The organism is Pseudomonas bharatica, assembly GCF_048586865.1.
Taxonomy (GTDB): Bacteria; Pseudomonadota; Gammaproteobacteria; order Pseudomonadales; family Pseudomonadaceae; genus Aquipseudomonas; species Aquipseudomonas bharatica.
On record NZ_JBMAWR010000005.1, the window covers coordinates 1 to 14,338 of the forward strand.

Genomic DNA, 14,338 nt, shown 5'->3' on the forward strand with positions numbered 1-14,338 from the left:
TCCGGTTCGACACAAATCGATCCAGATCCTGTCTGACCCAGGGAACCGGCTCCATGCTATGTTCCCCTCTCTTTTCGACTGCCCAGGGACGTCTCATGTCGCATACCAGCAAGCTGCTTCCGGGATTCATGGTTGTCCACGGCAACCGCTTGGACGAGCTGCGCAGCCTGGTGGTGAGCTGGATGCGGCGTTACCCGTTGGCACCGTTGGAAAACGAGATCGTCCTGGTGCAGAGCAACGGTATCGCCCAGTGGCTGAAACTGGCGCTGGCCGAGGACCCGGAGGACGACGACATGGGCGGCAGCGGTATCGCTGCGGCAATCGAAGTCCAGCTACCCGGCAGCTTCATGTGGCAGCTTTACCGCAAGGTGCTGGGACGCGAGGAAATCCCGGAAACCTCGTTGCTGGACAAGGCTCCGCTGACCTGGCGCCTGATGCGGCTGCTACCCGAACTTATCCACAACCCACACTTCGAACCGCTGCAGCGTTTTCTTCTCGACGACAGCGACCTGCGCAAGCGTTACCAACTGGCCGAGCGCCTGGCCGACCTGTTCGACCAGTACCAGGTCTATCGCGCCGACTGGCTGAAGGAATGGGCGGCAGGGCGTCACGTCATGATCAATGCCCGCGGCGAAGCCAAGCCACTGTCGCCGGCCAATTGCTGGCAAGCCGAGCTATGGCGTGCGCTCCTGCATGACGTGGGGGAAGAGGGGATGGCACAGAGTCGGGCCGGTGTTCACCAGCGCTTCATCGAACGCATCAATGCACTGGAACAGGCGCCGCCGGGCTTGCCGTCGCGGGTGATCGTGTTCGGCATTTCCTCGCTGCCCGCGCAAGCCCTGGAAGCCTTGGCTGGCCTGGCCCGCTTCAGCCAGGTGCTGCTTTGCGTGCACAACCCCTGTCGTCACCATTGGGCTGATATCGTCGCCGACAAGGATCTGCTGCGCCATCAATACAAGCGCCAACAACGCAAGCAGGGCATGGCCGGCCCTGTTGACGCCGAAAGCCTGCACCAGCACGCACATCCCTTGCTGGCCGCTTGGGGCAAGCAGGGGCGTGACTACATCAACCTCCTCGACAGCTATGACGATCCCGCCAGCTATCAAACCGCCTTCAGCGATGGCCGCATCGACCTGTTCAGCGACGAAGAGCCGAAGCACCTCCTGGGCCAGCTCCAGGACGATATCCTCGAACTGCGCCCGCTCGGCGAAACCCGCGAACTGTGGCCCGATGTCGATCCAAAAAAGGACCCTTCGGTGCGCTTTCACATTGCCCACAGCGCCCAGCGCGAAGTCGAGATCCTCCATGACCAGTTGCTCGCCCGCTTCAGCGCCGACCCCACCCTGCGTCCTCGCGACATAATAGTCATGGTGCCGGATATCAACGCCTACGCGCCCCATATCCGCGCAGTGTTCGGGCAGCTCGACCGTAGCGACAGCCGCTTTATCCCGTTCACCCTTACCGACCAGGGGCAAAGGGGGCGGGATCCGTTGCTGATCGCCCTGGAGCATCTGCTGAAACTTCCTGACAGCCGCTTCCCGGTCAGCGAAGTCCTCGACCTGCTCGACGTTCCGGCCTTGCGTGCGCGTTTCGCTATCAAGGAAAGCGACCTGCCAACCCTGCACCGCTGGATCGAAGGTGCCGGCATCCGTTGGGGCCTGAACGCCGGGCAACGTGCCGGTCTCGGCCTGCCGGACGAACTGGAACAGAACAGTTGGCGTTTCGGGCTGCGTCGCATGCTGCTGGGTTACGCGGTCGGTGCTGGTGAAAGCTGCGACGGGATCGTTCCCTATGACGAGATCGGCGGCCTCGACGCCGCTCTGATCGGTCCGCTGGTGGCCTTGCTGGATGCTCTGGAAGTCGCACACTCCGAGCTATCCCAGCCGGCTACCGCGACCCGTTGGGGCGAGCGTCTCAATGCGCTGCTGCAAGTCTTCTTCCTTGCCGAAAGCGAGCACGACGACTATCTGCTGGTCCAGTTGCAGACGCTTTGCGACGACTGGCTGCAGACCTGCGAGGCGGTGGGCCTGCAGGACTTGCTGCCACTCACCGTGGTACGCGAGGCCTGGCTCGCCGGCCTCGATCAGGGGCGTCTGTCCCAGCGTTTCCTCGCCGGTTCTGTGAATTTCTGTACCCTGATGCCGATGCGTGCCATTCCATTCAAGGTCGTCTGCCTGCTGGGCATGAACGACGGTGACTATCCCCGGGCGCAACCACCGCTGGACTTCGACCTGATGGGCAGCGACTACCGTCCAGGCGACCGCTCGCGCCGGGAAGATGACCGCTACCTGTTGCTGGAGGCCGTGTTGTCGGCCCGCGCCCAGCTGTATGTCAGTTGGGTCGGGCGCAGTATCCGTGACAACAGCGAGCGTCCTGCCTCGGTGCTGATCGGGCAGTTGCGCGACCATATCGCTGCCGGCTGGCGACTCAAGGGCGCTAGCAAGGACGACAAGCACGACGCGGGCGAACAACTGCTGGACAAGCTCACCACCGAGCACCCGTTACAGCCTTTCAGCGCGCGCTATTTCCGCCAGGGCGGCGACCTGTTCAGCTATGCGCGAGAATGGCGCGGCCTGCACCTCGGGAGTGAAAGTGCGACCGCCACGGACGAGCAACTGGAGCGTTTCCGGCCTGAAGAGCCCCTGACCCTGGCATTGCTGCAGGACTTTCTCCGCCATCCCGTGCGGCATTTCTTCAGTCAGCGGCTGAAAGTGTTTTTTGAGGTAGTGGAAGATCCAATTGCCGACGATGAGCCCTTCCTGCTCGATGCTCGCCAGCGCTACGGCCTGAGTGAAAGCCTGCTCGGCGCCGCGATGCTCGACCCGGAGCAAGGCGAGACGGCCCTGCTAACCCAGGCCAGACGTCTGCAGGGCAGTGGGCTTCTGCCCCTGGCTGGTTTTGGCGATTGCCTGCGCGAAGAACTGATCGAGCCGCTGCCGGATCTTCTGCGCCGTCATCGAAAGCTGCTGGAAGGATGGCCGACCCGCATCGACAGCGCCTTGCCGATCCGCTTCGAGGTCGGTGAGCTCAAGCTCGAGGGTTGGCTCGGACGTGTGCAGCAGCGTGCCGACCAGGCGCTGCTGAGCATCACTGCCTTGCCCAACGGCATCATCAGTGGGCGCACGCTGAAGTGGCATCGGTTGACCGGTATCTGGGTCACCCACCTGGCCGCTTGTGCCGTTGGCCATCGACTGCACAGCGCGGTGGTCGCCACCGATGTCACCCTGATGCTGGATCCGCTCGACCAGGCTGAAGCCAGCGAACAGTTGGGCAACCTGCTGATTTCCCGCCAGGCCGGCATGAATGCCCCGTTGCCGGTAGCAATCAAGACGGCCTTCGCCTGGCTGGCTGGCAAGGACCCGGACAAGGCCCTCGCCGAAGCCGCCAAGGCCTACGACGGTGATGACCGGCGCAAGGGCGAGCGCAGCGAGAATGCGGCGCTGGCCCGCCAGTTCAGCGACTTCGCGGCGTTGACTGCCAGCGAGGAGTTCGAGGGCTGGTGCGAAAGCCTGTACAGACCGATGTTCGAGGCCCCGTGGCAAACCCTGGCGGCAGAGGAGGTGCGTCCATGAGCGCAGCAGTCGAACAGCCGCCACTGGCCCTCACCTTCCCGCTCCACGGCAGCCAACTGATCGAGGCCAGCGCCGGTACCGGCAAGACGTTTACCATTTCCGCACTCTACCTGCGCCTGGTGCTCGGCCATGGTGGCGAGCAGGGTTTTGGCCGCGAGCTGCTGCCTCCCCAGATCCTCGTGGTGACCTTCACCGATGCCGCTACCAAGGAGTTGCGCGAACGTATCCGCACCCGTCTGGCCGAGGCCGCGCGGTTCTTCCGTGGCGATCTTGCCGAGGCCGATCTGCTACTGACGCAACTGCGCGACGACTATCCTGCCGATGCCTGGCCGGCCTGCGCGAACCGACTCGAAGTGGCTGCACAATGGATGGACGAAGCGGCCGTTTCCACCATCCATAGCTGGTGCCAGCGGATGCTGCGCGAGCACGCTTTCGACAGCGGCAGCCTGTTTACCCAGACCCTGGAAACCGATCACAGCGAGCTGCTCGGCCAGGTCATGCGCGATTACTGGCGGCGTTTCTGCTATGGCCTGGAAGGTGATGCGCTGCACTGGGTGCGGGAGAACTGGGGCAGTCCGGACCAGCTTCTGCCGCGGGTGCGCGCCCTGTTCGGCCGGCACTCGGCCGAGGTACAGGCGCTGGAGCCGCAAGAGGTGATCCGCGAAGTTCTGCGCCAGCGCGGCGAGTTGCTGTGCTCCTTGAAGGCCCCCTGGGCACAGTGGTCGCAGGAATTGCTGGAAATCCTTCGCGCCGGGATCAAGGCAAAGACCGTCAACGGCAGCATGATCCAGGAGCGTTATTTCAAACCCTGGTGCGACAAGCTTCTGGCCTGGGCGCAGGACGACCTGGCACATGATCTCGATATAGGCACCGGTTTCACCCGGCTGACGCCCGACGGCCTGGCCGAAGCCTGGAAGAGCGAGCCGCCGAGCCATCCTGCGCTGGAGGTGATGGTCACCCTGCGCGAACAGTTGAAGGCGCTGCCGACCCCGGATGCGCAACTGCTCGAACATGCAGCCGCCTGGGTCTCGCAGCGCTTCGAACAGGAAAAGCGCCGCCGCGCCGAGATGGGCTTCGACGACATGCTCCAGCGCCTCGACCAGGCCTTGGCCGGCCCTGCCGGCGAGCGTCTGGCCGGCTTGATTCGCGAGCAGTTCCCGGTGGCCCTGATCGATGAATTCCAGGACACCGACCCGGTGCAGTACCGCATCTTCGAATGCATCTATCGCATCGAGGACAACGCGCGCGATACCGGGCTTTTCCTCATCGGCGACCCCAAGCAGGCGATCTACGCCTTCCGTGGTGCCGACATCTTCACCTACCTTGGCGCGCGCCGGGCTACCGCCGGGCGCCTGCACAGCCTGGACACCAACTTCCGCTCGACCCAGCCGATGGTGACGGCGGTCAACCATGTGTTCATGACCGCCGAACAGCGTCAGGAGGGGCGTGCAGCCTTCCTGTTCCGTGACTCGCTGGGCGACAACCCGGTACCGTTCGTTGCAGTGAAGGCCCGTGGGCACAAGGAGCACCTGCAGGTCGATGGCCAGCCGCTGCCAGCGCTGACCCTCTGGCACCAGGACAGCGACACGCCGCTTTCCAGCACCCTGTATCGCCAGACGATGGCCGCAGGCTGTGCCACCCGCATCGTCCAGTTGCTCAATGGCGGCCAGCAGGGCCGTGCCGGTTTCATCCAGGCCGACGGCTCCTTGCGCGGTTGCCTGCCCTCGGATATCGCCATCCTCGTGCGGGATGGTCACGAGGCGCAGTTGGTGCGTGCCGAACTCGCGGCTCGCGGCGTGCGTAGCGTCTATCTCTCCGACAAGGACTCGGTATTCGCCGCCCAGGAAGCCCGCGACTTGCTGTCCTGGCTCAAGGCCTGTGCCGAACCGGACAACGAACGCCTGCTCAAGGCTGCGCTGGCCAGCCACACCCTGGCCCAGTCGCTGTGTGCCCTGGCCCGTCTCAACGAAGACGAGATGCTGTGGGAAGATCGCGTCATGCAGTTCCGCCAGTATCGAATGATCTGGCGGATCCAGGGCGTGCTGCCGATGCTGCGGCACCTGCTGCATGACTTCCGCTTGCCCGGGCTGTTGATGAGCCGCACTGATGGCGAACGTGTGCTTACCAACCTCCTGCACCTCTCGGAACTGCTCCAGCAAGCCGCGACCGAGCTGGACGGCGAGCAGGCGCTGATCCGGCACCTGGCCGAACACCTGGCGGCATCCGGGCAGGCCGGCGAGGAGCAGATCCTGCGCCTGGAAAGCGATGAACAGCTGGTCAAGGTGGTGACCATCCACAAGTCCAAGGGCCTGGAATACGAGTTGGTGTTCCTGCCCTTCATCTGTACCGCCAAGCCGGTGGACGGCAAGCGCCTGCCGCTGGGCTGGCATGACGAGCAGGGTGTGGCGCACCTGACCCTGAGCCCGAGCGACGAGCAGATCGCCATGGCCGACGATGAGCGTCTGGCCGAGGACCTGCGCCTGTTCTATGTGGCCCTGACACGGGCCCGGCACGCCTGCTGGCTGGGCGTCGCCGATCTCAAGCGCGGTACCGGCAAGGAATCGCTGTTGCATCGCAGCGCCTTCGGCTACCTGCTCGGGGGCGGTGAGCCGCTGGCTGACTCGACCGCCCTGGCGGGCTGGCTCGATGACCTGGGCAAGGGCTGCGATGCGATCAGCCGCCTGCCGCCACCTGAAGCCGATGACCAGGTTTACGTTCCTGCGCGCCAGACCGCCGAATTGCTGGCCCCGCGTGAGCCGAAACGCCGTGCCGCAGAAAACTGGTGGATCGCTTCCTACAGCGCACTGCGCATCGGTGAGGAGGCGCTGGCGCTCGATGCCGATGTCGCCCAGGCCCAGCAGTTGCTGGACGACGAGCGTCCCGACCCGCATGCCGCGCGCGAAGTCATGACGACCGCCGGGGATATCCACCGTTTCCCGCGCGGCCCCAACCCCGGCACCTTCCTTCATGGATTGCTGGAATGGGCCGGTCAGCAAGGTTTCGAACGTGTCGCGGCTGCGCCTGGTGAACTGCGCCAGATGATTGCCCAGCGCTGTAACCGTCGCGACTGGAAAGGCTGGATCAATACCCTCGGCGACTGGCTCGAACATTTGCTGAGCACGCCCATGCCTGTTGGAAATGACCGTAGTCCGGTGGTCCTCGGCGCATTGGGCCAGTACCAGATCGAAATGGAGTTCTGGTTCGCCAGTCATCGCGTCGACGTGTTGCAGCTCGACCGCCTGGTGGCCCGCCATACCCATCAGGGCGCTCCGCGGCCAGCCGCCCAGGCAGCGCTGCTCAATGGCATGTTCAAGGGCTTCATCGACCTGGTCTTCGAGCACGATGGGCGCTACTACGTCGCCGACTACAAATCCAACTGGCTCGGCCCCGACGACCTTGCCTACAGCGAGGCGGCCATGGAAGCCGCGATCCTCGAGCACCGCTACGACCTGCAATATGTCCTCTACCTGCTCGCCCTGCATCGCCAACTGCGCGCCCGGCTGCCGGACTACGACTATGACCGGCATATCGGAGGCGCCTTGTATCTGTTCCTGCGCGGTGCGCATTCACCAGGCCAGGGCGCGTACTTCGTCAAGCCGCCGCGCGCGTTGATCGAAGCGCTCGACGCGCTGTTCCGCGGCGCCCCGCAAGGGGTGCAACAGGACCTGTTTGGAGATGTCCCATGATCCGTACCTTCGACGACCTGTTGCCGACCCCGCTGGACGCTGAACACCTCGCCGCCCTTGCGCCGCTGACCGACAGCAACGACCTGCTGGCCTTGCTCGATCGCTGGGTCGAACGCGGCTGGCTGCGCTCGCTGGACCGCGCCTTCGTCGGCTTCCTGCGTGACCGCGACCCCCACGGCGGCCCCCTGGTGCTGCTGGCTGCGGCGCTGGCCAGCCACCAGCTGGGCCATGGCCACGTCTGCCTCGACCTGCACAAGACCCTTGCCGAACCGGACTTCGCCTTGTCGCTGCCTCCCGAGGGTGATGCCCTGGCGGGGCCCCTGCTATTGCCATCGCAATTGCTCGAACGCCTGAGCGCCGAGACCTGGCTGCAGCATTTGCACGCCAGCGCACTGGTGGCCGCAGGTAATGATGCACAGCAGCTTTCCCGGCCGCTGGTCCTCAGCGAGGGTCGCCTGTACCTGCGCCGCTACTGGGCCTACGAACGGCAGATCGACGGGGCCCTGCGCCAGCGACTGGCGCAGCATGACGCCACTCCACGGGATCTGCGTGCGCGGCTGGACAGCCTGTTCAAGGATGGCGCCGAACCCGGGCAGGTCGATTGGCAGAAGCTCGCCTGTGCCCTGGCCACCCGAAGCGCGTTCAGCATCATCACCGGCGGTCCCGGTACCGGCAAGACCACCACGGTGGTGCGGTTGCTGGCCTTGTTGCAGGCGCCGGCAGTCGAAGCAGGGCGTCCCTTGCGCATTCGCCTGGCGGCGCCGACCGGCAAGGCGGCTGCGCGCCTGACCGAATCCATAGGCCAGCAGGTCGAGTTGCTCGAGGTCAGTGCCGAGGTACGTGAGCATATTCCCTGCGATGTCTCCACCGTTCACCGTCTGCTCGGCAGTCGTCCCAACTCCCGGCACTTCCGCCACCATGCGGGCAATCAATTGCCGCTGGATGTGCTGGTGGTGGACGAAGCTTCGATGATCGATCTGGAGATGATGGCCAACCTGCTGGCCGCCATGCCGGACAGTGCCCGGCTCATTCTCCTGGGTGACAAGGACCAGTTGGCCTCGGTGGAGGCCGGGGCGGTACTCGGCGATCTTTGCCGGGATGCCGAGGAAGGTCGCTACAGTCCGCAAACGGCTGCCTGGCTGGAGCAGGTCAGTGGCGAGTCCCTGGCGAACAGTGGCCTGCTTCCCGGCGATGCGCAACAGCACCCCTTGGCCCAGCAGGTGGTCATGTTGCGGCGATCGCGGCGGTTCGGCGAGGGAAGCGGGATTGGCGAGCTGGCTCGCCTGGTCAATCGCCAGCAGGCGGGCAAGGCGCGCGAACTGCTCCAGCAGGGCAAGCATGCCGATGTCTTCGGTCTGACCCTGCGCGGTGAACAGGACCGCGCCCTTGACCGACTGGTGCTGGATGGCCTGGAGCAAGGGGCAGAGGGCCCGTTGGGCTATCGCGATTACCTACATGCGATCCGCCAGGGGCGCCCGCCTGCCGACCGGGCCGGGGACGAACCTTGCTGGGGTGAATGGGCGCTTGGCGTGCTCAAGGCGTTCGAGCGCTTCCAGTTGCTCTGTGCGGTGCGCAAGGGCCCCTGGGGCGTGGAAGGGCTGAATCAGCGGGTTTGCCGTGTGCTGACCCATGCCGGCCTGATCGAAGGCGACCTGCCCTGGTACGAAGGCCGTCCGGTACTGGTGACCCGCAACGACTACGGCCTGAACCTGATGAACGGCGACATCGGCATCGCCCTGCGCGTGCCGGATGGCCACTCCGAGGAAGCACCGCTGCGGGTCGCCTTCCCGCGCAACGACGGTCGTGGCGGCGTACGTTTCGTCCTGCCCAGCCGGCTCAGCGAAGTGGAAACCGTGTACGCCATGACCGTGCATAAATCCCAAGGCTCGGAATTCGCCCACACCGCACTGGTGCTGCCGGATGCCTTGAACCCGGTGCTGACCAAGGAACTCATCTATACCGGCATCACCCGGGCCAAGCACTGGTTCAGCCTGGTCGAGCCACGCAAAGGCGTGCTGGAAGAGGCGGTGGAACGCAAGGTGAAGCGGATTTCGGGGTTGATGCTGGAGAGGACCTAGGCGACCGGGTGTTAATCCGGGAATACCATCTCCCGCGATTCCCCCATCAACAACCCGCCATTCCTCTCCGTCACATCCCGGATGTAATCCCACAACAAGGTAATCCGCTTCAATTTGCGCAGATCCTCCCGGCAGTACATCCAGAACTGCCGGGTGATCTCCACCTGGTCCGGCAACACCGCCACCAGCCCCGGGTCCTGCGCCGCCAGGAAGCAGGGCAGGATCGCCAGCCCGCGGCCCTGCTGCGCCGCCACGTACTGGGCGATCACGCTGGTGCTGCGCAGGTGCGCACTGGCATTGGGCAGCAGGTTGTTGAGGTACAGCAGCTCCGAGCTGAATGCCAGGTCGTCCACATAGCTGATGAAGGGATGCTCTGCGAGGTCGCTGATCTGCCGGATCGGGGCATGGCGCTCCAGATAGTCCCGGGTCGCATACAGGCGCAAGCGGTAGTCGCACAGCTTGCAGCAGACATAAGGCCCATGCTCCGGCCGCTCCAGGGCGATGACGATATCCGCCTCGCGCTTGGACAGGCTGATGAAGTGTGGCAGCGGCAGGATATCCACCGAGATCGCCGGCCAGGTATCGACGAAGTGGCTGAGCTGCGGGGTGATGAAGAAGCTGCCGAACCCTTCGGTACAGCCCATCCGCACATGTCCGGAAAGCGCCACGCCTGACCCGGAAACCTGTTCGCAGGCCATATGCAGGGTGCTTTCGATGGCTTCCGCATAGGTCAGCAGGCGCTGGCCCTCTGCGGTCAGCACGAAGCCGTTGGTCCGCGACTTCTCGAACAGCAAGGTGCCCAGTGCCTGCTCCAGCGAATTGATCCGCCGCGACACGGTCGTGTAGTCCACGTTCAGGCGCTTGGCCGCGCTGCTGGCCTTGCGCGTGCGCGCCACTTCGAGAAAGAACTTCAGGTCGTCCCAGTTCAGCGAACCCAGGGAGGTGATGTTTTTTTGCATGTTGGACCGGTTTTTATGTGCGTTTTTGTTGGAGATTTGCACATCTATACTCCAAAACACCCCAGGCCCCCAAGCGCCTAGCAGCGGCGCGGCCGATTCTCTCGCTAACAATAATGTCCAGGAGAAGCCCCATGAACGCATCCCTCACGCCCGGCCAGACCAAGGTCGATCAGGTCCGCCTGTTGATCGACGGCCAGTGGGTCGAGTCGAAAACCAGCGAATGGCGAGACATCGTCAACCCGGCCACCCAGGAAGTGCTGGCGCGCGTGCCCTTTGCCACCGCCGAGGAAGTGGATGCCGCCGTGGCTGCCGCCCAGCGCGCCTTCAAGACCTGGAAGGACACCCCGATCGGCGCACGCATGCGCATCATGCTGCGCCTGCAGGCGCTGATCCGTGAACATTCCAAGCGCATCGCCGTGACCCTCAGCGCCGAGCAGGGCAAGACCATCGCCGACGCCGAGGGCGATATCTTCCGCGGCCTGGAAGTGGTGGAGCATGCGTGCAGCATCGGCACCCTGCAGATGGGCGAGTTCGCCGAGAACGTGGCCGGTGGGGTCGACACCTACACCCTGCGCCAGCCGATCGGAGTGTGCGCCGGCATCACCCCGTTCAACTTCCCGGCAATGATCCCGCTGTGGATGTTCCCGATGGCGATCGTCTGCGGCAATACCTTCGTGCTCAAGCCGTCCGAGCAGGATCCCCTGTCGACCATGATGCTCGTCGAACTGGCGATCGAAGCCGGGGTTCCGGCCGGTGTGCTCAATGTCGTGCACGGCGGCAAGCACGTGGTGGATGCGTTGTGCACCCATAGCGATATCAAGGCGATTTCCTTCGTCGGCTCTACCGAAGTCGGCACCCACGTCTACAACCTGGCCGGCCAGCACGGCAAGCGCGTGCAGTCGATGATGGGGGCGAAGAACCACGCGGTGGTGCTGCCTGACGCCAATCGCGAGCAGACCCTCAATGCCCTGGCCGGTGCGGCCTTCGGTGCCGCCGGCCAGCGCTGCATGGCGACCTCGGTGGCGGTGCTGGTAGGCAAGGCCCGCGAGTGGCTGCCGGACCTCAAGGCCCTGGCTGCGAAGCTGAAGGTCAATGCCGGCAACGAGCCGGGCACCGATGTCGGCCCGCTGATCTCCAAGCGCGCCAAGGAACGTGTGCTGGGCCTGATCGAAAGCGGTATCCGCGAGGGCGCCAGGCTCGAACTGGACGGTCGCGACGTCAAGGTGCCGGGCTACGAGAACGGCAACTTCGTCGGCCCGACCCTGTTCTCCGGGGTGACGACCGACATGCAGATCTACACCCAGGAAATCTTCGGCCCGGTGCTGGTGGTGCTGGAAGTCGACACCCTCGACGAAGCCATTGCCCTGGTCAACCGCAACCCATTCGGCAACGGTACCGGCTTGTTCACCCAGAGCGGAGCGGCAGCGCGCAAGTTCCAGGCGGAGATCGACGTCGGCCAGGTCGGCATCAATATCCCGATTCCGGTGCCGGTGCCGTTCTTCAGCTTCACCGGATCCCGTGGCTCCAAGCTCGGCGACCTCGGCCCGTACGGCAAGCAGGTGGTGCAGTTCTACACTCAGACCAAGACGGTCACTGCCCGCTGGTTCGATGACGACAGCGTCAACGACGGCGTGAACACCACCATCAGCCTGCGCTAAGGAGTCGATCATGCGTATCGCATTCATAGGACTGGGCAACATGGGCGCGCCGATGGCGCGCAACCTGATCAAGGCCGGGCACCACCTCGACCTGTTCGACCTCAATACCAGCGTTCTCGCCGAACTGGCGGGTCTGGGCGGGCATATCAGCGATTCGCCGCGGCATGCCGCCAGCAACGCCGAGCTGGTCATCACCATGCTTCCTGCCGCGGCTCATGTGCGCAGCGTCTACCTGGGTGAAAACGGGGTGCTGGCCGGTGTCCGTGCCGGTACGCCGGTGGTGGACTGCAGCACCATCGATCCGCAGACCGCCCGTGACGTGTCCGCTGCCGCGAAGAAACAGGGCGTGGACATGGGCGACGCGCCGGTGTCGGGAGGGACCGGGGGCGCGGCGGCGGGGACCTTGACCTTCATGGTCGGTGGCAGCGACGCGCTGTTCGCCACCCTGCAGCCGGTACTGGCGCAGATGGGCCGCAATATCGTGCATTGCGGCGATGTCGGCACCGGGCAGATCGCCAAGATCTGCAACAACCTGCTGCTGGGGATTTCCATGGTCGGCGTGTCCGAGGCCATGGCCCTGGGCAATGCGCTGGGAATCGATACCAAGGTGCTGGCGGGCATCATCAACAGCTCAACCGGGCGATGCTGGAGTTCCGACACCTACAATCCGTGGCCGGGAATCATCGATACCGCACCTGCGGCTCGCGGGTATACCGGGGGCTTCGGGGCGGACCTGATGCTCAAGGACCTGGGACTGGCGACCGAAGCGGCGAAACAGGCACATCAGCCGGTGATCCTCGGAGCGGTGGCACAGCAGCTCTACCAGGCGATGAGCTTGCGCGGGGATGGCGGGAAGGACTTTTCGGCGATAGTGGAGAGTTACCGTAAGTCGGAGTAACTGACGACGCGGACCTTGTGGGAGCGGTTTCACCCGCGATTACGATGGTGAATTCACTACAGTAATCGCGGGTGAACCCGCTCCCACAGGGGCCGCGTAAATCAAGCAAAGACGAAATACTTGCGCACCGTCTCGACCACTTCCCAGGTGCCCTTCATTCCCGGCTCGACGATGAAGATATCCCCGGCGCGCAGGTGAATCGGCTCCTGGCCGTCAGGGGTGATCACGCAATAGCCTTCCTGGAAATGGCAGTACTCCCACTTCTCGTAGGCCACTCGCCATTTGCCCGGGGTGCAGATCCAGGTGCCCATGATCTTGCTGCCGTCTTCGCTGGTGTAGGCGTTGAGGTTGACGGTGTGCGGATCGCCCGCCAGTTTTTCCCATTTGCAGGCGTCGAGTACCGGCAGCGGATGGGTATCGCGAAGGACCACGATTGGCTTGCTCATAAGGGCTCCGTCAGGCAATTGAAAGAGTCCGCAGCCTAGCGGGCCGGTCTGCACGGCAATTGCCTGTGTTCGACGTCCAGTTGTCTAAACGCGCGGCGCCAGGGCCTCGAGCAGGGCCAGGGCCTGACCGGGCAAGCTGGCGAAATCCCGTGCGCAGAGCAGCAACCGGCGCTGCGCCCACTCTTCCTGCAAGGCCACACTGTGCAACGGCAGCATGCCCTGCCAACGGCGCACCGCCGCCAGCGGCACGATGCCCAGCCCGGCACCGTGGGCGACCATGCGGATCACCCCGTCGAAGCCCTCGGCCCTTACTCGCACCTGCATGCGTCGGCCCAGGTGCAGCGCCTGTTCTTCCAGATGAAGGGCCAGGGCGCTGCTGGCGCCGAGACCGACATAGCCGTGTTCGAGTGAGCGGGGAAAGCCGGGATTGTCCACAGCCGCGAGCGGGTGGTCGGGCGCCATGATCAGCACCAGCGGATCATCGCGGAATGGCCGGGTCTGCAAGTCGCCGCAAGCCACTGCCGTCGAGATGATCCCGATATCGGCGATGCCCTGGCCGAGCGCCTGGACGATGCGCAGGCTCGGCAATTCCTGGATATCCACATCGATCTGCGGACGCTGGCGCAGGAACCCGGCGAGCAGTTCCGGCAGGTACTCGGTCAGCGCCGCGGTATTGCACAACAGGCGAACCTGGCCCTGCAGGCCATTGGCGTACTGCGCCAGGTCGAATCGCAGGCGCTCGACCTGGAGGCCGATCTGCCGCGCATGGGTGACCAGCGCCTGTCCCGCTGGCGTGGGTTGCACGCCCCGGCGATTGCGTTCGAGCAGGGCGATTCCCAGTGAACTCTCCATCGCCCGGATCCGCGCACTGGCTGCCGGCAGCGACAAATGACTGCGCCGCGCACCGGCGGTGATGTTGCCGCACTCCACGGTATGGAGGAAAAGGCGGAGGTCGGTGAGGTCGAAGTGCATGAGAGCGGCCGCCAGAAATTGGTTGAGTTTAGAGAAGCCTATTGCCATACGATAGGCTGGCTGCCGAAT

8 protein-coding genes are annotated in these 14,338 nt (G+C 64.6%); 5 read left to right on the top strand and 3 right to left on the bottom strand.

Annotated features, from left to right (window positions below; genetic code table 11):
* Positions 1-95 precede the first annotated feature (95 nt).
* The 3 genes from recC to recD are packed head-to-tail and all read left to right on the top strand — an operon-like array spanning position 96 to position 9,336.
* Entirely contained in the window at positions 96-3,572 is a 3,477-nt protein-coding gene (gene recC / locus ACKLLE_RS08045; protein ID WP_420057544.1) for an exodeoxyribonuclease V subunit gamma, read from the top strand.
* Entirely contained in the window at positions 3,569-7,258 is a 3,690-nt protein-coding gene (gene recB, locus ACKLLE_RS08050; protein WP_420057545.1) for an exodeoxyribonuclease V subunit beta, read from the top strand. The genes recC and recB overlap by 4 nt, the downstream gene beginning before the upstream one ends.
* Entirely contained in the window at positions 7,255-9,336 is a 2,082-nt protein-coding gene (gene recD, locus ACKLLE_RS08055) for an exodeoxyribonuclease V subunit alpha (protein ID WP_420057546.1), read from the top strand. Before recB ends, recD begins: the two co-directional genes overlap by 4 nt.
* A gap of 11 nt (positions 9,337-9,347) precedes the next feature.
* Here recD and ACKLLE_RS08060 read toward each other — a convergent pair whose 3' ends face one another.
* The gene (locus ACKLLE_RS08060; RefSeq protein ID WP_064303589.1) at positions 9,348-10,295 is read right to left on the bottom strand and encodes a LysR family transcriptional regulator; all 948 of its coding nucleotides are present in this window, start codon (positions 10,293-10,295) and stop codon (positions 9,348-9,350) included.
* Positions 10,296-10,426: 131 nt separating this feature from the next.
* Here ACKLLE_RS08060 and ACKLLE_RS08065 point away from each other — a divergent pair, with 131 nt between their 5' ends.
* Positions 10,427-11,953: a CoA-acylating methylmalonate-semialdehyde dehydrogenase gene (locus tag ACKLLE_RS08065; protein ID WP_009397670.1), complete on the top strand. Its 1,527-nt coding sequence runs from the start codon at positions 10,427-10,429 to the stop codon at positions 11,951-11,953.
* 10 nt (positions 11,954-11,963) lie between these two features.
* Positions 11,964-12,851 carry a 3-hydroxyisobutyrate dehydrogenase gene (gene mmsB, locus ACKLLE_RS08070; RefSeq protein WP_420057549.1) on the top strand — a complete coding sequence of 296 codons (888 nt, stop codon included), beginning with the start codon at positions 11,964-11,966 and terminating at the stop codon, positions 12,849-12,851.
* 101 nt (positions 12,852-12,952) lie between these two features.
* Here mmsB and ACKLLE_RS08075 read toward each other — a convergent pair whose 3' ends face one another.
* Entirely contained in the window at positions 12,953-13,297 is a 345-nt protein-coding gene (locus ACKLLE_RS08075) for a cupin domain-containing protein (protein WP_009397672.1), read from the bottom strand.
* Between the two features lie 84 nt (positions 13,298-13,381).
* A complete protein-coding gene (locus ACKLLE_RS08080) occupies positions 13,382-14,269 on the bottom strand; it encodes a LysR substrate-binding domain-containing protein (RefSeq protein WP_064303581.1) in 888 nt (295 codons plus the stop codon).
* Positions 14,270-14,338: the final 69 nt, after the last annotated feature.